The following is a 21,965-nucleotide window of genomic DNA, read 5'->3' as shown; positions in this document are numbered from 1 at the left end:
CGATGAGCATCCGAATTCAGATACTCAGCGGCTTTGATGCCAAGGCACCTGCCGCCATCCTGATCAGCACACCCAAGGTACGCCTGCTGCTGGATGCCGGTGGGCCGTTGCAGGCTGACCAGCCCTGTGACTGGTTTGCAGGCATTGAGGCTGACGCCCTGATCCTCAGCCACGATCATGTCGATCATATCGGCAGTGTCGGGCAGTTGCCGTCCATGCCGGTCTACGCCACCGCCCCTGTCGCAACCCAGCTGCCGGAAGGCTGTCTGCACCGGCTGTTACCCGCGCAGGGTGACATCGACATCGGCGGCATACGCCTGCGCTGCGGCCGGGCCGGACATTCGCTGGGCGGCGTGTGGCTGCATCTCGAACTGGCAGGCGGATTGTTCTACAGCGGCGATTTTTCGCTGGAGTCCCGGCTCTATCCTTTTGATTTGCCACCGCCTGCGGCGACGGCATTGCTCGACGCCTCCTATGGCCATTACCAGACCTCGCAGCAACACTGTCTGGAATCGCTGCAGCCTCTTCTCTCGGCACCCTGCCTGTTTCCGGTGCCGCCCAGCGGTCGGGCCATTGAAATGGCACTGTGGTTTGATGAGCTGGGTCTGACCAGCTGGTCGATGGACAACGCCTGCTATCAGGCACTGCTGACGCTGCTAGAACAACCCGCCGGACTGTTTGCTGCAGGAACCTATGTCCGCCTGCAGCAACTGGCACGGCAGTATCGCGGCTTCGATGATCAGGCCCGGCTGCTGTTAGCCGCCGATCCGGAAGGCCAGAGTGGTGAGGCCGGAAGGCTGATCGCCTCGCCCACCTGCGACCATCAGGTCATCTACACCGGCTATCTGCCACCCGCGGCGCAGGTAGCCGTAAAAGAGGGACGTGCCCGTTTTACTCGCTGGAATGTTCATCCACGGCAACAGGATGTGCTGTGGCTGGCCGAGCAGCTGCACGCCCACCGGGTGATGCCGCTGTTCAGCCCTCTTCAGCGCCCGCAGTGGCGGGAGCAGCTGGGCGAAAGACTGTGGCTGCAGCATGACTTTGTACTGGAATGACTCTCTACCGGAATGACTCTCTACCGGAATGAATTAGTACCAGATTGAGCGCTGGCTCAATGCGCTCAATCAATAAGGAATAGCGTGATGACCCTTTCTTTACCCGCCTTGCTGGCCAGACCCTTTGTATTTGTCCGCCATGGTGAAACCGCTCCCAACCGGCAGGGCATCATTGCCGGCAGCACAGACGTCCCGTTGAACGCTGAAGGTGAGCAACAGGCGCGCAGTGCCAGTGTGCTGGTCAGCCAGCAACACTGGTCAGTGGTGGCCGTCAGCCCAATGCAACGTGCCCGCCAGACCGCCAGCCTGTTGCTGCCCAGTGCCTCGCACCATGTGATCGATGATCTGCGTGAGCGTCACTGGGGGCAGCTGGAGGGGCAACCTCTGGCAGCCTTGCCTCCCTATGAGCAGACTCCACCGGGAGGAGAATCATGGCTGGCTTTCCAGCTGCGTGTGCTGATCAGCCTGAATCGGCTGCTGGAGCAGTATGAGTGTCCGCTGATTGTGGCTCATTCCGGGATTTTCCGGGTCATTCGGCAGGCAGTCAGTGGCACGCCTTATGGGGAACGTATTGGCAATGTCCAGCCGATGCTGATCCAGCCTGATGCTCAGGGAGGCTGGCAGCTCAGCCCTTTGAGCCACCCTACCCCCTCTCACTAAGAAGCTATTCACAACCTCCGCGCCGACTGGCGACTAACGCTCTTCCGTTTTAATCAGGAGACTCATTTTGAATGCATCGACGACTGTCTCAGCAGCCTCTTCACATGCAATGACACTGCGCGACTGTGTACTGGTGGATGTCGACGGCACTCTCGCCACATTCGACCCCGACGCCGTACGCCATTGGGTACTTGGAGAGGAGAAACACTGGGATCCGTTCTTTGAGTTTATGGCCGATGCACCTCCCGTCACGCCTATCGTGCGGCTGGTGAAGTTACTGCAGGTCAGTGGCCAGGCGATTGTCATCTGTACCGGGCGCCCTGAGTCACATCGTCAGGCCACCCTCGACTGGCTGGACCTTCATGGTATTCCCTACGATGCAGTCTATCTGCGGCCATTGCAGACCGACCACTGGTGCGATGAGGAAGTGAAAAGCCATCTGCTGGAACAGATCGGCAATGATGGTTTCCAGCCCTGGCTGGTCATTGATGATCGTGATGGCGTTGTAGCCAACTGGCGCAAGCTGGGCCTAACCTGCCTGCAGTGCGCACCGGGGAACTTCTGAGCACCGGCACAAAGACTAGGCCGCCAGCGTTTATTTAAACCACTCTAAAAGCGACAAGGTACAGACGATATGTGCCTTGTCTCTGTCCTGACAAAAATAATGCTGCTTAAGTGGCATTCCCTTGATCCATACTGCACTCGCAAAATCCTCTACTACACTTACTTCCTGACTTACTATTCTCCTGGTCAGGGGTTTTCCTCTGTCATTCTGATGGCGCGGAACCACTGAAAACGGGTCGACACTCAGGTCACTGTAGACTCGTAACTCACTGATTTTAAAAAGTGATCGCTATATACCGACAGAGAGTAGCGGGCTATAAGTCACAGATTGTTGCTCACGTTTGGGCAATGAGCCAGCACGCTGTCCACCGCATGCCTTACCTGCTCGGGGCTTAATAGCTCCCTGAGCAGAGCTGGCAGGGCCAGTTGAGCAGTCAATCGCGCTCCCAGCAGGGATTCGAGCAGTAAACGGATGAAAGAGACAGCATGAGCATACAACGCCTACTGGAAATCACGCTGGTACCCCTGGTGGTACTGCTGTTTGCCTCCATCATGATGATGCGCAACATCACTGATAATCAGCAGAGCATCGCTTCTTTCTCCAACCAGCGTGGTCAGACCCAGCGGGCCGGTGAAGATATTCGCAACCGCTCACAGGATCTCACCCGACTGGCACGCAGTTATATCAACAGCACAGAGCCCGCCATCAAGCAGCGTTATCAGCAGCTACTGGCAATCACCATTCAGGATCACAATGACAGCAGTCGCCGCAATCTGAGTGATCAGGAACAGCAACTACTGGCCACCGCCTGGGACCAACTGCTGAAACTGACCGAAATCGAGCAGCATGCCTTCAGCATTGCCGAAGGGCAGGTCAAGGGGCAGGGTAAGCAGGAAGCCATGGAGCTGGTGCTGGACGGTCCCTATCAGGCGGCCACGGATGCTATCAACGACGCCGTGGATGATCTCAACCACAGTCTGGCAGCCCGCATGCAGGATGACTTCCAGCATCTCACCAACGATACGCAGAACAAGAGTCAGGTGGTCCTTGCCACCCTGATTGGTCTGACGCTACTGCTGCTGTTTATCTATCTGGGCGCTATTCGCTTTATCAGCCGTCCGCTGGCGTTACTGCGTGATTCCATTCTGCGTATTGCTGATGGTCAGCTGCAGGAAGTGATTCCCTACCAGAAACGCAATAACGAAATGGGCGCCATGGCTAAAGGCATCGTGCGTCTGCAGCAGGTGTATCAGGCGATGGAGACCCAGCAATGGGTCAAACACCATGTCGCCAGCATCGGCTCAGCCATGCAGCAGGCTGATAACTTTACCCAGCTGGCTCAACGTCTGCTGACCGGCGTGGCGCCACTGCTCAATACCGGTCATGCTGCCTTTTACCTGCATGAAGAAGACGAACGTCGGTTGCGGCTGATGGGTGGCTACGGCATCAGCGAGCGTAAATCTCTGAACCAGTCCTTTGATATTGGCGAGGGACTGGTCGGCCAGTGCGCACTGGAAATGAATACCATCACCCTCACCCGACCACCACAGGATTACATACTGATCCGCTCGGGGACGGGAGAGGCCATTCCCACCGCGATACGGGTGATTCCGGTCAGCCTCAATAATCGCCTGCTTGGGGTGCTGGAGCTGGCCACTCATGAAGAATTCAGTGAACGCACCTCCGCGCTGCTGGATGCCCTGCTGCCCGTCATGGCGATGAGTCTTGAAATTCTTGAGCGTACCCAGAAAACCCGCCAGCTGCTGGAAGCCACTCAGGCGCAGGCACGGCAAATGGAAGAGCAGGCTCGCCATCTTGAGGAGCAGACCGTCGAGCTGGAAGCACAGCAGGAACAGCTGGCAGAAACCGAAGCCTGGTATCGCCGCCTGATCGAGTCATCACCCAGCGGCATGCTGGTAATCAACGACAACGGCAGTATCGAACTGGCCAACCCGCTGGCTGAGCATATCTTTGGTTACAGTGATGGTGAGCTGCTGGGTCGACCGGCTGAAGTCGTTGTTCCGGCGTTACTGGAAGAGCTGAGCGGTAAGGCTGGTTCCGGCAGCGGTAAAGCTATCAACAAATGGCGCCGCTTCTTTGCCGACCAGGACAGTGATGATCTGTCCGCCCATGACAGCCAGGGTCTGCACAAGCAGGGCCATCAGGTGGCTCTGGAGATTGCCCTCAATCGTCTGCCCAGTCTTGGCGGGCGTGGTCTGTGTGCCTGCGTATCCATTGTCGATATCAGTAGTCGAAAGGCCATGGAAGAGCATATTCAGCACGTCAATCGTATGTCTGACAAGGCACTGGAGCTGACCAATGCTGGCTACTGGCACATCCCCCTGAATGGCCGCAACGACTTCAATTCCTCTCCGCGCAATGATGACCTCTGCGGTATCAGCAACAACAGCGATGACCTGTGCCATCGGCTGGAGCAGGACTGGCTGGCCAATATCGCCGCGGTTGATGACGCCATCGCCGCCCAGGTACGCCAGGCGCTGGAGGATGCCCGCGAAGACCGGGCCACTGGCATGGATATCACCTACCCCTATCGCCGCCCCAGTGATGGTCGACAGGTATGGCTGCATTCGGTTGGCTTTATCAGCCGTGATGCCCGGCAGAAGCCCTGTGATATCTACGGCGTCACGCAGGACGTGACTGAACAGTTCCAGGCCCGTCAGCAGCTCAATGAACAGCTGGCGTTCCAGCACGTCCTGTTCGATACGGTGCCCTACCCGGTGTTTTATCTGGATGCTAAAGGGCACTTCCTCGGTTTCAACCAGGCCTATGAGCGCCATTTCGCCGTGCAACGCGAGACATTGCTTGGCCATGCCATGGCCGAGCTGAGTTTTATTGATGAGGAAGAACGCGAGCGCTGTGCTGCAGAGTGCCACGAGCTGATCTGTAGCGCTGGCCATGTCCAGCGTGAAATCACGGTGCGCTTCAGTGACGGACAGCCGCACCAGACGCTCTATCTGGCATCCGGCTTTACCCTGCAGGATGGCAGCCCCGGCGGTCTGGTCGGCACCTATGTGGATATCTCCGAGCAGAAGGAGGCTCAGCGTCTTATCGCGGAAGCCAAGGAAGAAGCCGATGCAGCGAGCAAAGCCAAGGGCGACTTCCTGGCCAATATGAGCCATGAAATCCGTACGCCAATGAATGCCATCATCGGCATGTCACACCTTGCGCTGAAAACCGAGCTAAGCCCCCGTCAGCGTGACTACCTGAAAAAGATCCAGCAGTCCGGTCAGCATCTGCTCGGCATCATCAATGACATCCTCGACTTCTCCAAGATCGAGGCAGGCAAACTGTATGTCGAGCGCACCAGTCTCGATCTCTATAACGTACTCGACAACGTGGCCAATCTGATCAGTGAAAAAGCCGAGGCCAAAGGTCTGGAGCTGATCTTTGACATTGCGCAGGACGTGCCCAATGCCCTGATTGGTGACCCGCTGCGCCTGGGCCAGATTCTGATCAACTATGCCAACAACGCGGTGAAGTTCACCGAAGAAGGCGAGATTCAGATCGTGGTGCAATGTCTGGAAGATACCGAGCAGGACGTGCTGCTGCGGTTTGCTGTGCAGGACACCGGCATTGGCATCAAGGAGGAGCAGATGCAGCGTCTGTTCCAGAGCTTCCAGCAGGCCGACACCTCAACCACCCGCCGGTACGGTGGCACCGGACTGGGGCTGGCGATCTGCAAGCGGCTGGCCGAACTGATGGGGGGTGATGTGGGTGTCGACAGCCTCTTCGGTCAGGGCTCAACCTTCTGGTTCACCGCCCGGCTGGGCAAGGACAGCAGCCGCCAGCATCTGGCTATCCCTGATGTCCGTGGTCGGCGGGTGCTGGTGGTGGATGACAACGACAATGCCAGAGCCGTGCTCAACGACATGCTGGAAAACCTGCAGTTCCGCGTCGATGCCGTCGCTTCTGGCCGCGAAGCCCTCAATGCCGTCCGCGATGCCGCACAGGCCGGTCAGCCTTACGATCTGATCTTCCTCGACTGGCAGATGCCGGACATGGACGGCAGTGAAACGGCCCGCCATATCCAGACACTGGAGCTGCGTAACAAACCACATCTGGTGATGGTCACCGGCTATGGCCGGGAGGAAATTCTCAAGCGTGCTGAGCAGGTCGGTATCGGCGATGTACTGATCAAGCCACTCAACCCCTCCATGCTGTTTGACACCATCATCCGGCTGTTCGGTGTGGATCGTGCGGACATTGCTCACGAACGACAGGAGCTCAGCCACAGCATGCCTGATCTTGGCCGTCTGAAAGGCAAGCGCATTCTGCTGGTAGAAGACAACGAGCTGAATCAGGAAGTGGCGTATGAGCTACTCAGTGAAATCGGTCTGCTGGTAGAGATTGCGGCCGACGGCAAGATCGCCCTCGACAAGGTACAGCAGCGGCCTTACGACCTGGTGCTGATGGACATGCAAATGCCGGTAATGGATGGCCTTGAATCAACCCGGGCTATCCGTGCCCTGCCCGCCTTCGCCAAACTCCCCATTGTGGCCATGACGGCCAACGCCATGCAGCGGGATCGCGAACAATGCCTGGAAGCAGGTATGAACGATCATCTGGCCAAACCTATTGAACCGGAGTTGTTATGGCACACCCTGCTGCAATGGATTCCAGCTACGGTTAGCGATATTGCCAGCCAGCCCGGCGGCGCACCCACACTTGCTCATCCCCAAGGCAGTGAGGTGCCAAAACTCCCGGAAATCAGCGGGCTGGATACCAAGCTCGGTATGCGAAGAGTCATGGGTAAAGCAGAGCTTTATCTGAAAATGCTGAACAAGTATCTGGACAGCCAGTCTCTGTCGATCAGCCAGCTACGGGAAGCTCTGGTGTTACAGCAAAGAGAAACGGCGCAGCGCATTGCCCATACCTTGAAGAGTACCAGTGGCAACATTGGCGCTACTGAGTTGGAAAGTGTGGCTGCCGAACTGGAGATGCTGCTGGGCGAACAGTTGATCAACACTGACCATACTGCGCTGGCACGTGCAGAGACACTCCATAGCCAGCTCATCAGCGAGCTGAAGCGCAGCCTTCGTCACGATGAGACGCCTGAACAGAGCCAGCACTCCTCCACTGAACAACGTGAAGCGCTTGAGCATCTGCAGAGGCTGCTGGCTGACAATGACGCAGAGGCATCGGACTATCTGGAGCGCTATAACGATCAACTGCGTGCGGCGCTGGGCACAGGCTTTCGCGACGTTCAGAACGCCGTACTGACCTTTGACTTCGAAACCGCACTTGCCACGCTGCAACAGCGAGCCCAGACCAATGACTTCAGCAATAAATAAATGCACCGCGCTGTGTACGAGCCAACCCTATGAACACAGCCGTGCCGAACAGATATCAATGGCTTCCCGCCAGGCATCTTGCCCTGCGGCCGAAGCCGAATGCGGAAAATGGAGTACCCCATGACGGGAAGTCTAACCGGTGAACGCGACACTATTCTGGTAGTGGACGACACCCCGGACAATCTCACCCTGATGGCAGCGTTGCTGAAGGATACCTATAAAGTGAAGGTCGCCAACAATGGCGAGCGTGGTTTACGTATTGCCACGGCAGCCCCCCACCCTGATCTGATCCTGCTGGACATCATGATGCCGGACATGGATGGCTATGAAGTCTGCCGTCAGCTCAAGGCCAACCCAGAAACAGCGGATATCCCGGTCATATTTCTGACAGCCAAAGCGGAAATGGAAGACGAACAGCGTGGTCTGGAGCTCGGTGCCGTTGACTACATTATCAAGCCCATCAGTCCGCCCATTGTGCTGGCGAGGGTAAAAACCCATCTGACCCTCAAAGCCAGTGCCGACTTCCTGCGCGATCAAAATGCCTTTCTGGAGCGTGAGGTCAACCGCAGAACCGAAGAGGTGCATGCCATACAGGACGTAACCATCATGGCCCTGGCCTCGCTGGCAGAAACCCGTGATAACGAGACAGGCAACCATATCCGCCGCACCCAGCATTATGTCAAAGCCCTGGCTGAATACCTGAAAGACAATCCGCGCTTTTCAGCCGCACTGACAAGCAAGAACATCGATTTATTATTCAAGTCCGCACCACTGCATGACATCGGCAAGGTGGGTATTCCAGACCCTATTTTGCTCAAGCCCGGCCGCTATGAGCCAAATGAGTTTGAAATCATGAAGGCGCACCCTGAAAAAGGGCGTGATGTAATTATCAATGCGGAGCAGACATTAGGTCGGGAAGTGCCCTTTTTGACCTTTGCCAAGGAGATTGCCTATTCCCATCATGAGAAATGGGATGGTTCAGGCTACCCTCAACAGCTCAAAGGCGATGACATTCCTGTGGCTGCGCGGCTGATGGCGCTGGCCGATGTGTATGACGCGCTGATCAACAAACGCATTTATAAACCTGCCATGCCGCACGAACAGGCCCGGGACATTATCGTCGAAGGCCGTGGCAAGCATTTTGATCCCGATGTCGTTGATGCCTTTCTGACAATCCAGCAACAATTTATCGAGATATCGAAACGGTTCTCAGATCAGTAAGGCTTTTATCTTGCTATTCAGGCTAAGTGTGAGGAGGCGCAGCAGGCTCTGGTGCTACTAAGGGCTTCCGCGAGCAAGTAAGGATTTTCGCGAGCCAGCTGTCCTCACTCAATCTGCATGCATGAATGAATGGCTGACCGGCAAGAAGAACCAGCGGATTTTCTTGCCAGTGTTGCTGCCAGAGAACCGCCGTTTACTCTTCTGTTTCTGGTGCCGCCGCCTCTCCGCTTTCTGTTGTCGCGTCAGCAATCCGCTCTCCCTGCAGGTGCGCCAGGCGATTTTCCAGCGCCTCCAGCTGCTCCTCAAGCTTGTCTTGCAACGCTTCATCATCTCTCTCGACTGCCCATTCGAGACGCTTCTCGACCTGAGCAATCTGTTCTTCAAGACGCATAACCTCCCAACGCATGGCTGTCTTCTCTCCCAACCAATGAGTCACCAGGATTTCCCCCAGCCTGAATTCAGAGTGGGGATTGACAGAATATAGACCGATCCGGACACAGGTGCGCGCCTGTGTCTTTTGATGAAAATTGCCACTTTCTAAATATTGCTTTCCATAGCTGAAGGCAACCGTTTTTTTGCAGCTACATGCCCTCTGTGGCAGGCAAACAGGAGAAGAAGGCATCTTTAGCTCACAAACCACTACCTTGAGCCGCCAGACTGCGCATACGCCGCCATCACCAACTACACTTGTGAAGGCTTACTCAGTGCAACTTGAATCGTTACCTTTCCATTTTGAACCTGTGACCATCAGGAGCCTCAGAAATCCATGCATATCCGCCAAGCTATTCCTGACGATGCCGCAGCACTGGCACGCCTCTGTATTCACCTGGGCTCACCTGCAGATAACGAACTGCTCACCTCGAGAATGATTCGCCTCTGTGCGATGGCCGATCATCGAATCTGGGTAGCCTGTACCCCTACCGGGCACCTTTGTGGCTGGCTGCATATCGCTATCGTGTTTTCGCTGGATTGTGGCAGGCAGGCATTGATTCAGGGCCTGGGCATCGAGGCGCCCTATCAGGGGCAGGGTACAGGACGCAAACTGCTGCAGCATGCAGAAAGCTGGATCATTCAGCAGCATTGCACAGTGCTGCTGGGTTCAGCTGACGCCCATCAGGATGGTCGGCAGCTGTTCTTTCAAGCGGAAGGATTTCAGTGTCAGAACAATCAATATATCTATCGCAAGTCGCTACTCCGGCATTAACAGGCTGTTAAAAAACGTTATCGAGGCAGTCGAGACAAGGAAATACCCCGAGGGCACAAGAAACAGGCGAAAAAGCGGAGATTAGTGGACTAAATGAGCATTTGACTCGCTCCGCTCGCCCCTTTGGGGCCGTGCTAAAGCACGTTCAGCCTGTGGCTGTGAGCCTGTTTTTGACGCGGTACCCGGCAACGCAGATAGATTTTCAACGACCTGTTAAAACGACGACAGCGGCCAGACCTCATAGGCCACTTCATCGTAGGGGTGAGCCTGCTTTAATGCAGCAACGGCATCAGCAATCACTGCATCCGCTGCAACCAGCTCAACCCGCCACTCTTCCACCTGCTGCAGACGCCCTTCATCACCAATAAAGGGCTGACTGCCCGCCAGAGGACGAAACTGCCCTACCCCCTTGAGTTGAAAACAGCAGGCTTCATAGTTGCCAATACGACCCGCCCCTGTGGCGAAAACAGCGTCTTTGACTTGCTGCAGATGACTTTCAGGGACAAAAAACACCAGCTTGTACATGACTTGACCTTTCCCCTTACCGACTTTCATCAGCTTCCCGCCAGATGACTCATTTGCAGCATCAGCAATAGAAACAGCACAACCATGACAAGCACCAGCCAGCGCAATGTCATGCAGGTGGCACAGGGCTTCTTTCGGGCATTGCTGCCATTCCGTTTCGTTGTCATAGCGACTCCTTCATCACGTCAGGCACCTGTACCAGCTCGCCGCAGTCCGTACGAGCAAAATCAGCACAAGACAGTGTCTGAGCCTGTTGCAGAATACTCTGCAGATGACGACTGGGCAGCCCCCGTGCCTCCAGTTCAGACAGGGTAGCGGCAAGATAATCCAGACTGCGCCCACTCTTCCCCACTGCACGAGCAACAGCCAATGCGGCCTTGTCAGGCGTGAGCACTCCCGCATACTGATGGTGGGTTTTATCCACAACAAAACACAGGGCATGTTGCCGGCCCTGATCGGTATGCACCCACAGATAGCGAGGCTGATACACAGCCGTTGTCAGCTCACGCTCCGCCAGATAACTCAGCACCTGCCATTGTGTGGCTTCATCCACTCGATAAACCCGCCCACGGCAGCAACCGCCCTGATCAAGTCCGAATACCAACCCAGGCTGATCGGGAGTGCCACGATTCACATGGGACCACACGCACAACGAGCGATGGTAGCCATAAAGCAGCGCCTCATGGGCCTCAATAAAAGGGAAATCTGGCCGCCAGATCAGCGAGCCGTAGCCAAATACCCACAGGCTACCGGACGGTGGCTGCGCAATGCGAGCTTCCTGGCAGCGGTGGGTGCTGGAATGTGACATCGCCGTTGAGAACGTCATAACCTGTCAGTGCTGTAAAAGTGAATTGGTAGTGAGAATGGCAGCAATTTATCTGCCAATACGCTCGTATATCAGCACTAAATCATTCCTCTATGCCAGGCTCGCCGACATTGATCCCCGGCGTTACTCTGCTACCTTAACAAGGTGGCTGCCCGTATCCGCAAAGATGCGCCTTGTATGCACTTGTTCACGACCCGTTGCGTCGGCTCTGTGTTGAATCGACCGTAGAAACGATCGATGAGGCCCGCAAGTTCGTGACCACCTCTGAGATCAGGCACATTCAGGTGATTCCGGATTGTCGGCCACCATGCCAAAGGGAGTGCTCACAATGCAGTCTGTTCAAAAAAGCCGTCTGCGTGACTCATCACAAGGAAACCGTGCCTAGTGTCCAGCCCAGTCAAGATACTGCTCACCCGCGCCCTTCCTCTACTGCTAGGCCTGTTGTTGCTGGCGACCAGCGTGGCTCACCGGATCATTGCCTTGCATCAGGCTCCCAGTCCGCTACTGCTCAGTATTGAGATGATACTGTGGCTGGCCATGGCCACTTTTGCACTGATGCTCCTGCTGGCTAGTGTCTATCAGGCCATGAAGGGCAAGGGGCGATCCGCCCGACGCAATCTGCTGATCCTGCTTGGCTGTCTCATTCTCAGCAGCTCCGCATGGGCCATCTGCCCGCCAGCGACCCTGTTCTGACAGATCACTGGGCCGACAGGCCACCTATCTCATCAGGGCATTTGACGTGCCGGGGAAAGGCATCAGCACTTTTGTACAGCGCCACATTGACCCCATCGATCAGCCACTGCCCTTGCTCGTGCAGGTACTCCAGACTGAAAGTCATAGGTTCATCGTTGATATCGTAGCCGTTGACCAGCAGGCAATGCCTGGTAGTCCCTGCCGCGCTCTCATGATGTTCCACTTCATGTTTCATATAGGTAGGAAACCAAAGCTGGTCACGGGCATCCTGATGAGCCCCTGCCACATCGACGATACGATGGCTGAAGTACTGTGGATAGTCCTTGTCCGCCTGCTCCGCCTGGACTACTGCGACATACTGTCGGTAACGCTGGTAGAGAGACTCGCTGGCATCAGACCTGGTTGCTTTCGGCACCGTTGCACTGCAACCCACCAGCGTGACCAGTAGCCCTCCTGCAATTGCTGAGGTCAGTACCCGCATCCTTTGCACTCCTTTTCCCGTAGTAATGCTTTTCCGTAGTGATAGTCATTGCCCTTTTCGTCTTTCATCCTGAACCGGTGATCCCGATGACGACGTGTAGGGCAACGAAAGCTGTCCTGTTATCATGGAGCCCTTCGACCAGCACAACAACCCAACCTGTTCAATTAACAGCACCCGCCACATGACTACACTACGCTACCTGAACGGCTATCCTGACCACCTGCTGCAACAAGTCCGCACGCTGATCGACCGTCAGCAGTTAGGTAGCTGGCTGAATCAACGTTATCCCGATGGCCACGATGTCATCAGTGACCGCGCCCTATACGACTACACTCAGGAGCTGAAGAATCGCTATCTGCGCACCGCTCCCCCCATCAGCAAAGTCTGTTACGACAGCAAGATAAATGTGCTGCAGCATGCTCTGGGATTACATACCAGCATTTCCCGCATCCAGGGTGGCAAACTGAAGAACAAGAAGGAAATTCGGATTGCAGCGCTGTTTCGCAAAGCCCCGATGGCGTTCTTGCGCGTGATCGTAGTGCATGAGCTGGCTCATCTGCGTGAGCGTGATCACAACAAGGCGTTTTACCAGCTTTGTCTGCACATGGAACCTCACTATCACCAGCTTGAGTTCGACATGCGCCTTTATCTGACCCAACAGGAGCTACTGACAGGGTCAGCCGTGTAACCCAGCGTTATTGCAAGTCTGGAGGCAGCACCTGTTGTCTGGCAGCAGATGAGGCCAGCAAAGTGGAGGAATAACGCTCAGCAACCAGCTCTTTCCCCTGTGACAGTAACTCCGGATGAGCCTCCAGTAGCTGTTGCCAGGTTATATAACGCCCATTGTGCTGTCTCTCTTCCACCAGCCGTAACATCGCATCAGTCAAAGTAGCATGATACAGATCTGGCACTCCCAGATGGGTGGCATAGCGGCGAATCCCTTCCGCCAACCGGCTGAAAGCCAGCTCGTAATCAGCCTCCAGCTGCAGCAGAAGCCATGCCAGTCGCACATGATTGCGATGCTTGAACTGCTCTGCTGGCAACGCCAGCCCCTCAAAAGCCTGCAGGAATAGCTGATCTTCATCACTGATCATGTAAGGCTCCTCATCAGGTCAACGCCAATAGGGGGTTATATTTTGCTCTTGCCACGCAACAGGCTAGCCACCTGCCGCCAGCGGTTCACAATCAGGGCAAGAAAAATCAGTGAACATCCCAGTAACTGATTACGGCTCATGGTTTCGCCATACCAGAGGGCTGCCATCACTGCCGTCCATACAGGCTCCATCATCATGACCAGAGCAGCTCGGGAAGCCGTGGTCTGGCCCTGAGCATAAATCTGTAAAAAAAAGCGCAGGCTGGTGGCGATCAAAACACTGGCGAAAAACCATCCCCACATCGTAACTGTCGTGCTCTGTGGCCAGCTTTCGGTTATCAGGGACAGAATCATGTTGACCGCACCAACCACTGCCAGCTGGATTGCAACCAGCTGCATGACCGGCAAACTCGCTGCATAGCGAGTATTGAGATTAAACAGGATGGCGAATAACAGGGCAGACAGCAGAAACCAGATATGCGCCAACTCAAGATCGAAGCCTCTGTCCCACGCCAGACAGACCACACCGATCAGAGCAATCAGCAATGCCAGCCAGACACTCAATGGCGAGCGTTGTCGATACATGAACCAGCCCACCACCGGTACCAGCAACACGCCAAAACAGGCCAGAAATGCCCCAACGCCAATCTGCGTTGCATGACTGAGGCCGAACACCCAGCACACCATCGCTAACGACATCAAGCCGCCAGTCACCAGTGCACGCAGCCAGTTGCGTGCACTGGTGCGTTGCATGTAGCGCCACCCGACGATCACCAGTATCAGGCTGGCCAACAGGAATCGCAGACCAATAAAGAGGAGTGGTGGCCAGCTGGCAACAGCCTCCTTGGAGAAGATCCATCCCAGGCCAGCCAGAAAGGTGACACCAAATAAAATACCATCAGCCCGAGCCGCCTGGGCGGGATCCGGTTGAGGAGTCAAAGCAACTTGGGAGGAAGACATAGTCTGGCCTGAGGTCGTACACATGGGGCTGGCGTTAACGCCAAACAGAGAAGGTGTTACAACTAACAGCAACGTAACAGGGTGGCTATTTTCAGTTCAATCCCCCTGTCTGGCAAGGGCTACCGGCAGCACCAGTGAGTCGCGTCACAGAGGCAAACAAGTAATGCACAGACTCTTTGAGTCAGGAGAGACTGCCGCAGTCAGTACAAAAACCATTGCGGCTTTTGCGCCACGATACTGCGGCCTCAAAGGCGTCTGCCAAATAGATACTCGGGGCTATTTTAGTCCACGTGCCTCTTTGACACGCTCATAGGCGGCCTGAATTTCCTGGGTTTTTTCCTTGGCCAGCTGAATCATTTCATCCGGCAAGCCTTTGGATACCAGCTTATCGGGGTGATGCTGGCTCATTAGCCGACGATAGGCCTGCTTCAGCTCCTGATCGCTTGCTTCAGCGGTCACACCGAGCACACCGTAAGCTTCCTGCAGGCCTGCAGCGGCAGAGCGTTGCTGCCCCCATTGCTGGAATTGCTCCTGATAGCCCTGCTGTTGCTGTCCACGCTGGCGATGCCACTGAAAAAAAGCCTGCTCAGCCTGCATCCTGCGGATCAACGACTGAAACTCATCGACGCCGATACGTAACTGGCTGCAGACCTTATCCAGGACTTCCACTTCTCCCTGAGTGATCTGTCCGTCGATCATCGCCGTTTGCAGCTGGATTTCCAGAAAGATCTGGCGCAGGGAAAAACTACGCGACATGCTGAATACCAGCGGCTCCAGCACTGCATGCAGGTCAGTTTGCGGCTCTTTTCCCTGATTAAAAAAGCGGATTGCCTCCTGTCGCTGAGCATCATTGAGACGCATGCGATCCATGACCGATTTGGCGAAAGCGATCTCGGTTTCCGTCACACGACCATCGGCCTTGGCCAGACGTCCCATGACGGTAAAGGTGGCGACAAAGAATGCGCGCTGCACCTCCAGATGGCTGCCCGGCCCACTGCTCTTGCGCAGTTGTTTATCAAGCCAGTAACCCACTGCAGCACCAAACAGTGCTCCCACGGGGCCACCCCAGGGCAGACCAATCAGTCCGCCTACAATCAGACCTGTACGATGACGGCTCAACTTTTCCAACCAGACATCACTCACCGGTGGTATTCCTTACCCTCGCTTCTAGAGCTGCCAGCCGCTCAGGAGTACCCACATCGGTCCAGTCCCCCTGATAAAGCTCACCACTGATGCGGTTTTCCAACATGGCCAGTCGCAACAGCGGCGCCAACTGAAAACGCTCAGACTCACCAAAACAATAGGTGAACAGTACAGGATGCAAAACACTTACGCCGGCAAAGGTACAGGTCTCACCCAATTCCTTGTCGGCGTAGATACGCCCTTCGAACAGGGCAAAATCCCCCTCCGGGTTATGCTCGGGGTTCGGCACCAGTACCAGATGTGCCATGTCATCGTCCTGCAAAGCATCCTTCAACCTGGCGAAGTCGCAATCAATCCAGACATCGCCGTTGATGACAATAAAGGGCTCTTCACCCAGCAGAGGCAATGCTTTATAAATACCGCCGCCGGTTTCCAGCGGCTCATCTTCAGCGGAGTAGCTGATGCTGACACCAAACTGACTACCATCCCCCAGGGCCTGCACCAACTGCTCCCCCAACCAGGAATGGTTAATCACGATATCTGTAATCCCTGCAGCGGCCAGTCGTTCAAGATGGTGAACGATGAGAGGCTTGCCCGCTATCGGCAATAACGGCTTGGGCAACTGCTCGGTCAGCGGACGCATCCGCTCTCCCTTTCCTGCCGCCAATATCATTGCTTTCATGTCGTTAAGTCCTTCTGGGCTTCCACACTGATCAAACTACACTCTCGCAGAGCAGGCACTACCTGATCAAGTAGCAGATGGGTAAAGGGCTCAAATTCGGCATAACGCTGCGCCTGCTCCAGAACGTAACCTAATGTCCTTGGAATATCCTGCAAGTAAGCTGATTTGCCGTCACGCAAATGCAGTCGGGCAAAGATGCCGATAGCCTTGAGATGACGCTGCATCCCTGTCAGATCCAGCCAGCGCTGCCATACCGTCAGACTGACCTCCTGCAAAACAGACGGCTGCTGTTGCCGCAGCAGGCCGTAGGCGTATTCACTCCAGCACATCACCTGTGAGGCTGGCCAGCGCAGATAACAGTCCCGTATCAGCGACACCACATCGTAGCTGACCGGGCCACGTACTGCTCCCTGAAAGTCGATCACTCCCAGATGTCCCTCTGGCAGACACATCAGGTTACGCGAGTGGAAGTCGCGGTGAATACATACCTGGGGCTGCTCCAGCATTGCTTGAACCAGATGCTGGCAGAGCTCCCTCCAGACGTATTGTGTTTGCGAGGTCTCAGGCAATTGCAGCAAACCGCGATAAAACCACTCAGCAAAGATTTCCAGCTCACGCTCCAGCATTGCCCTATCGTAACAAGGCAGAGGATAGTCCTGGCAATCGTCAATCTGTTGCAAACTGGGTAGAAGTGCCAATGCTTGCTGATACCAGCCATCCACTGTGGCGGCAGTCAGCCGGTCTCGCAGCATGACATCGCCAAAATCCTCTACCAGCAAAAAGCCCTGCTCGAAGTTGGTTGCCAGGATCTCAGGCAAACACATTCCCTTTTCCCGCCAGTGACAGGCCAACGCCACAAATGCCGGGTTGTTTTCCTGTGCGGGGGGGGCGTCTACCGCAATGATTGCCGTTCCGTCTTCCCTTATCACCCGGTAATACTTTCGAAAACTGGCATCACCCGACACCAGCTGCCACTGCCAGGATGCAGGCCACGCCTGATTACCACTCTGCGTTTCCGCAACCCATGACTGTAATTGATCAAGCCGGGCCACCCTGCCACTCCTCTGGTTTGCATAAAAGGGATGCATTATTATGCCTGCTTTTGAGACTCTGTCGTCACCCCACTGCATGCGCTAACGGGCATCGCCCGCGTGCGTCATCGGGTATGGACTGCCTGCTGTCTGCTCCGGCTTGACCGGACATGGCACCAGCGAAGGCGATAGCGCTGACCTTGCAGTATCTGTTGTTACATAACTGACAGCGAACTGCGTTGGACAGGTGATGAAGTGCGATTGCCACGGCCCTGCTCCAATAAACTGACTCAGCCCTGTCCGACACTTTTGACTGAATGGAACCGGCATGACAGCCAGACATCACTTTGTGAAAACTCCCCTGGTCCTCGCCATCGGTGCCGTGATTGTACTGATGAGGCAAGGGCAGGCCTATGCTGCCACTCCAGCGGCAGCGGATTCGACCGAGGCAGGCTGGAACTGCAGCCAGACAACCAATGGTCGCTGGGACTGCAACCCGTCAGCCCAGGTTGACAGCCCCCCCTCCCTTGAGCCAGCAGTGCCCGCGAAGGTTACTGAAGCCGATGAAGAGGCTGTGCAGGCTCAGCTCGCCCCCCTAGACAGTCAGAACAGCCAGCCCTCTCAGCACACTGAGACGGACGCAGTACAAGAGCCTGCCAGAGAGGCGGCAGCCCCAATGGACACGTCAGAGTCAGCTGCTCCCGCAGAGACCGCGAAAGCTCCAGACTCGCCCTCCAGAGCAGCGGCAGGTACATCTAGCCCCGCTGCAACCTATGTTGCCAGTCAGGCAAAAACCAGCGAGACAGTAACAGACAGCCCTTCCTCGTTGCAGGACGCCGGATTGGCTGGCAGTCAGTCCGCAGCAGTCGCTCAAGGCTGGCCGATTGAGAACAAACCTGCCGCTGGCAGTGCGATTCCTACCCCCTACTCTTATCTGGACTGGTATCAGAATCCTAAAGGGGTGGATCCGGCCAATCATTGTGAGGGTTTCTATCAGGAACCCAGCTTCACTGCGGACGACCTCAAACAGCCTCAAGAGCATCAGCAGGTTTATGTACTCGCCAATCGCAGTAGTACCCGTCTTGGCGATGAGAGCGAACTTTATGGCCCCGTTTACGTGCGCCAGGGAGCACAACGGGTCGCTGCAGACTATGCCAAATACGATCAGGCCAACGGCGAAGTCCATCTGCAGGGTAACTTGCGCTACCGCCAGCCGGGCATGCTGGTGGTCGGCCAGAGCGGGGATGTGAACCTCAGCACTTCCGCCAGTACCATGCATGATGTTCAGTTTGTACAGTACGATCGCCATCTGCGCGGCGTTGCCGCATCGTTGAGCAATAACGAGAAAGAACAGCGGACTGAATTGAGCAGTGCCTATTTCACCCGGTGTGAACCTGGCAATGACAGCTGGACCCTGCACGGCAGCAGTATTGTCCTGCACAAGGATGAAGGTTATGGCGAAGCCTACAATGCCACCTTACGGGTCGCAGATGTTCCCATCCTTTACCTGCCCTGGTTCTCATTTCCGATCTCGGATAAACGCAAAAGCGGCTTCCTCTATCCTGACTTCAGCGTCAGCTCCAAGGATGGCATTGAGATCGCTACTCCCTACTACCTGAACCTGGCACCGAATTACGATGCCACCATCACCCCACGCCTGATAGAGAAGCGCGGGCTGTTAACCGAAGCTGAATTCCGTTACCTGAATGACTGGTCATCCAACGTATTCAGTGCCGCTTACATGCCTCATGACCAGATTGCCGACAAAACCCGCTGGCTGCTGGGAGTTGACCATACCGGTAACCCAGCACCTCGCTGGTACACCCGGGCTTATGCCACCAAGGTAGGCGATATCGACTACGAAAAAGACCTGTCCGTCGATTTGTCGGTGGAAAAAGACACTCACCTGGACCAGGTGGGTGAAGTTCGCTACTACGGCGATAACTGGAATGCCGGGGCACGGGTCAAGCACTACCAGACGCTGGACGACACCATTGCCAATCCTTACCAGGAATCCCCACACTTCGATGTGTTCGGCAGCGTTCCCAACCCGGTACAGAACCTGGGACTGGGCTACAGCTTCCAGACCACCAATTTCACCCGCAAACAGGACAACCTCAGCGGCATCGACAAGGCCACCGGCCTGCGTACTGTGGCTCAGGCCAACGCCAGCTACAATCTGGTGCGCCCCTGGGGCTTTGTTCGTGGCAGTACCCGCCTGAACCAGCGTTTCTATTCACTGGACAATATGCCTTCTGGGTATGCCGACAGCGATCAGTTCACTATTCCCACCGCAACACTGGATACTGGTCTGGTTATGGAGCGTCAGTATGACTTCCGTGATGAGAGCTTCACTCAGACCCTGGAACCGCGCCTGTTCTACACCTATACCCCTTATCAGGATCAGTCCAAGCTACCGCTGTTTGATACGGATGAGCTGACCTTTAACTACGATCAGCTTTGGCGTGACTACCGGTTCACCGGCCAGGATCGTATCGGTGACATGAACCAGGTATCAGCAGGTTTGACCTCACGTTTCTATGAAGATGATGGCAGCCAGCGTGCGATGCTCGGTGTGGGCCAGACTTTCTACTTCCAGGATCGCAAGGTACGGCTTGAGGAAGATGATGAGACGCTCACCTCATCAACCTCACCGATTGCTGGTCGTGGCGAGTTCCAGATCAACCAGCGCCTGTCACTGCTGACAGACGCAGTGTGGAGCCCGCAACAAAGCGTACTGAGCGACAGTGGCGTGACACTCCGCTATCAGAGCGACATTGATCACATCATCAACCTGCGCCTGCGCAAATTTTACGAAGATGACCCGGAAAGCAGCAGTTTTGATCGGGATGACTTCCAGTATCAGACCGATATGTCAGTCATCTGGCCAATCAGTGCCCAGTACTCGCTGCTCGCACGCTGGAACCGGGACATAGAAGAAAGCCGTACACTGGAAACCATGCTGGGCGTGGAATATGAAAACTGCTGCTGGCGTGTGCGCGCCTTGCAGCGCAACTGGTACGATGGCGACGCAGAGGATGATGAGCGTCGTAAAAGCGGTGTATTCCTGCAGTTCACCCTTAAAGGACTGGCCGGCTTCAATACTGGCTTTGGTGACAGCGGTAGTAATACCTCTTCCATTCTCGAAGAAATCACAGGATTCGAAGAACGTGAAAGCAACAACAAGTAAGCGCAGCGCGCTGCGTCATTTCCGTCATCTGTTTTTGCTCGGAGCCGTTATCACTCCTGTCTGCTGGGCCGCCTCGGCAGCCAAGCCAGCTCAACCTGCAACCGCCGTTGACCGGCAACTGGATGGCGTCGCGGCCATCGTTGATGATGATGTCGTGCTGAATAGCGAACTGGATCGCCGTATTCGCATGGTGCAGCAGCGTTTCAAAGATAAACAGTTGCCCCCCTATGACCAGCTACGTCATCAGGTCCTGGAGCAACTGGCCATGGAGCGCCTGCAGTTGTCGCTGGCCAAACAGCGCGGCATCCGCATCAGTGATAACGAGCTGAATGCGGCCCTGACCAAAACAGCCGCGGCTAATAACATGGATTTGCTGCAGTTCAAGAACGCGCTGGAAGCAGAAGGTACCTCTTTTGATGGTTTCCGCGAAGAAGTGCGCAATACCATCACTATCCAGAAGCTGCAGCAGCAGGCCGTCAACAGCCGCATTCACATTTCTGACTCAGAAGTGAAGCAACTGATGCAGAACCCCAACTCTGCCTTCGGCTCACTGAAGTTTCACTTGCATCACATCCTGATCCCGGTGCCAGAGAACCCTTCTCCCAAGCAGATCGACGACGCCCAGGCCAAAGCCAGGCAGGTATATGAGGACGCCAGAAAAGGCGCCGACTTCGACCAGCTCGCACTGGCTTATTCCAGTAGCCAGACGGCATTGGAAGGGGGTGATATGGGCTGGAAGTCCACTGCTGAGCTTCCGAGTATTTTCACCGATGTTGTTCCCACCATGGGGGTAGGCGATGTTGCCGGACCGATCCGTAGCGCCAGCGGCTTCCATATCGTCAAGCTGGTCGATCGTCAGGGCGCTCCTAACACCGTGATCGAGCAGACTCACGCCCGTCACATTCTGCTCACCCCGTCAGCCATTCGCGACGAAGCCCAGACCAAGGCACTGGCCGATCGCCTGCGTCAGCGCATCAGCAATGGAGAAGACTTTGCCAAGCTGGCCAGGGAGTATACCGACGATCTGGGCTCGAAGGTGTCTGGTGGCGATCTCAACTGGGTCAACCCTGGCCAGACCGTACCCGCCTTTGAGCAGGCCATGAACCAGCTGCAGCCTGGCGAAGTCAGCCAGCCCATTCATACTGAGTTCGGCTGGCATATCATCCAGGTACTGGAACGCCGCAAGGAGGACATGAGCAAAAACATGTTGGAAGCTGAAGCTCGCAACATCCTGCGTAAACGTCGCTATGAGGAAGAACTGCAGAACTGGCTACGTGAGATTCAGGCAGAGGCCTACATTGACTACAAGTACTGAGTTCCAGAA

The 21,965-nt window shown here is 55.7% G+C and carries 20 protein-coding genes; 10 read left to right on the top strand and 10 right to left on the bottom strand.

Annotated features, from left to right (window positions below):
* The first annotated feature begins 2 nt into the window (after positions 1 to 2).
* The 5 genes from QCD60_RS17200 (at position 3) to QCD60_RS17180 (ending at position 8,813) form a co-directional block, all read left to right on the top strand.
* Positions 3 to 1,055: an MBL fold metallo-hydrolase gene (locus QCD60_RS17200; RefSeq protein WP_279787398.1), complete on the top strand. Its 1,053-nt coding sequence runs from the start codon at positions 3 to 5 to the stop codon at positions 1,053 to 1,055.
* An 87-nt stretch (positions 1,056 to 1,142) separates the two neighbouring features.
* Positions 1,143 to 1,715 carry a histidine phosphatase family protein gene (locus QCD60_RS17195; protein WP_279787396.1) on the top strand — a complete coding sequence of 191 codons (573 nt, stop codon included), beginning with the start codon at positions 1,143 to 1,145 and terminating at the stop codon, positions 1,713 to 1,715.
* A gap of 67 nt (positions 1,716 to 1,782) precedes the next feature.
* A complete protein-coding gene (locus QCD60_RS17190; protein WP_347950210.1) occupies positions 1,783 to 2,280 on the top strand; it encodes an HAD family acid phosphatase in 498 nt (165 codons plus the stop codon).
* A gap of 485 nt (positions 2,281 to 2,765) precedes the next feature.
* Positions 2,766 to 7,592, top strand: coding sequence for a response regulator (locus tag QCD60_RS17185; RefSeq protein ID WP_279787392.1), 4,827 nt, complete (start codon positions 2,766 to 2,768; stop codon positions 7,590 to 7,592).
* Between the two features lie 120 nt (positions 7,593 to 7,712).
* On the top strand, positions 7,713 to 8,813 hold the full coding sequence (locus QCD60_RS17180; RefSeq protein WP_279787390.1) for a two-component system response regulator: 1,101 nt from the start codon (positions 7,713 to 7,715) through the stop codon (positions 8,811 to 8,813).
* 193 nt (positions 8,814 to 9,006) lie between these two features.
* Here QCD60_RS17180 and QCD60_RS17175 read toward each other — a convergent pair whose 3' ends face one another.
* Positions 9,007 to 9,435: a hypothetical protein gene (locus QCD60_RS17175; protein WP_279787388.1), complete on the bottom strand. Its 429-nt coding sequence runs from the start codon at positions 9,433 to 9,435 to the stop codon at positions 9,007 to 9,009.
* Between the two features lie 144 nt (positions 9,436 to 9,579).
* Here QCD60_RS17175 and QCD60_RS17170 point away from each other — a divergent pair, with 144 nt between their 5' ends.
* Positions 9,580 to 10,017: a GNAT family N-acetyltransferase gene (locus tag QCD60_RS17170; protein ID WP_279787386.1), complete on the top strand. Its 438-nt coding sequence runs from the start codon at positions 9,580 to 9,582 to the stop codon at positions 10,015 to 10,017.
* A 213-nt stretch (positions 10,018 to 10,230) separates the two neighbouring features.
* On the opposite strand, the gene QCD60_RS17165 is transcribed toward QCD60_RS17170, so the two are convergent.
* From QCD60_RS17165 to QCD60_RS17155, 3 genes are read right to left on the bottom strand one after another with little or no spacing between them, the layout of a single operon-like run.
* On the bottom strand, positions 10,231 to 10,542 hold the full coding sequence (locus tag QCD60_RS17165; RefSeq protein WP_279787384.1) for an NGG1p interacting factor NIF3: 312 nt from the start codon (positions 10,540 to 10,542) through the stop codon (positions 10,231 to 10,233).
* A gap of 29 nt (positions 10,543 to 10,571) precedes the next feature.
* Positions 10,572 to 10,709, bottom strand: a complete 138-nt coding sequence (locus QCD60_RS17160) for a hypothetical protein (RefSeq protein WP_279787382.1) — start codon at positions 10,707 to 10,709, stop codon at positions 10,572 to 10,574.
* Positions 10,706 to 11,368 carry a gamma-glutamylcyclotransferase gene (locus QCD60_RS17155; RefSeq protein WP_279787380.1) on the bottom strand — a complete coding sequence of 221 codons (663 nt, stop codon included), beginning with the start codon at positions 11,366 to 11,368 and terminating at the stop codon, positions 10,706 to 10,708. Before QCD60_RS17155 ends, QCD60_RS17160 begins: the two co-directional genes overlap by 4 nt.
* A gap of 384 nt (positions 11,369 to 11,752) precedes the next feature.
* On the opposite strand from QCD60_RS17155, the gene QCD60_RS17150 reads away from it, so the two are divergent.
* Positions 11,753 to 12,061, top strand: a complete 309-nt coding sequence (locus QCD60_RS17150) for a hypothetical protein (protein WP_279787378.1) — start codon at positions 11,753 to 11,755, stop codon at positions 12,059 to 12,061.
* Positions 12,062 to 12,065: 4 nt separating this feature from the next.
* Here QCD60_RS17150 and QCD60_RS17145 read toward each other — a convergent pair whose 3' ends face one another.
* Entirely contained in the window at positions 12,066 to 12,542 is a 477-nt protein-coding gene (locus QCD60_RS17145; protein WP_279787376.1) for a hypothetical protein, read from the bottom strand.
* A 181-nt stretch (positions 12,543 to 12,723) separates the two neighbouring features.
* On the opposite strand from QCD60_RS17145, the gene QCD60_RS17140 reads away from it, so the two are divergent.
* Entirely contained in the window at positions 12,724 to 13,230 is a 507-nt protein-coding gene (locus QCD60_RS17140) for a M48 family metallopeptidase (protein WP_279787374.1), read from the top strand.
* Between the two features lie 7 nt (positions 13,231 to 13,237).
* Here QCD60_RS17140 and QCD60_RS17135 read toward each other — a convergent pair whose 3' ends face one another.
* The 5 genes from QCD60_RS17135 to QCD60_RS17115 form a co-directional block, all read right to left on the bottom strand.
* Positions 13,238 to 13,636: a hypothetical protein gene (locus QCD60_RS17135; protein ID WP_279787372.1), complete on the bottom strand. Its 399-nt coding sequence runs from the start codon at positions 13,634 to 13,636 to the stop codon at positions 13,238 to 13,240.
* Positions 13,637 to 13,671: 35 nt separating this feature from the next.
* On the bottom strand, positions 13,672 to 14,595 hold the full coding sequence (locus QCD60_RS17130) for a DMT family transporter (RefSeq protein ID WP_279787370.1): 924 nt from the start codon (positions 14,593 to 14,595) through the stop codon (positions 13,672 to 13,674).
* A gap of 276 nt (positions 14,596 to 14,871) precedes the next feature.
* Positions 14,872 to 15,738 carry a co-chaperone DjlA gene (gene djlA / locus QCD60_RS17125; RefSeq protein ID WP_104156641.1) on the bottom strand — a complete coding sequence of 289 codons (867 nt, stop codon included), beginning with the start codon at positions 15,736 to 15,738 and terminating at the stop codon, positions 14,872 to 14,874.
* Entirely contained in the window at positions 15,731 to 16,420 is a 690-nt protein-coding gene (gene murU / locus QCD60_RS17120; RefSeq protein ID WP_279787368.1) for an N-acetylmuramate alpha-1-phosphate uridylyltransferase MurU, read from the bottom strand. The genes djlA and murU overlap by 8 nt, the downstream gene beginning before the upstream one ends.
* A complete protein-coding gene (locus QCD60_RS17115; RefSeq protein ID WP_279787366.1) occupies positions 16,417 to 17,472 on the bottom strand; it encodes a phosphotransferase in 1,056 nt (351 codons plus the stop codon). Before QCD60_RS17115 ends, murU begins: the two co-directional genes overlap by 4 nt.
* 307 nt (positions 17,473 to 17,779) lie before the next feature.
* On the opposite strand from QCD60_RS17115, the gene lptD reads away from it, so the two are divergent.
* Complete coding sequence (gene lptD, locus QCD60_RS17110; protein ID WP_279787364.1) at positions 17,780 to 20,641, top strand: LPS-assembly protein LptD; 2,862 nt, start codon at positions 17,780 to 17,782, stop codon at positions 20,639 to 20,641.
* Positions 20,622 to 21,956: a peptidylprolyl isomerase gene (locus tag QCD60_RS17105; protein WP_279787361.1), complete on the top strand. Its 1,335-nt coding sequence runs from the start codon at positions 20,622 to 20,624 to the stop codon at positions 21,954 to 21,956. Before lptD ends, QCD60_RS17105 begins: the two co-directional genes overlap by 20 nt.
* Positions 21,957 to 21,965: the final 9 nt, after the last annotated feature.

It is taken from the genome of Pokkaliibacter sp. MBI-7 (assembly GCF_029846635.1).
Classification (GTDB): domain Bacteria; phylum Pseudomonadota; class Gammaproteobacteria; order Pseudomonadales; family Balneatricaceae; genus Pokkaliibacter.
Note: the sequence above shows the minus strand (reverse complement) of the source record. Positions and strands in the feature narration are given on the sequence as shown.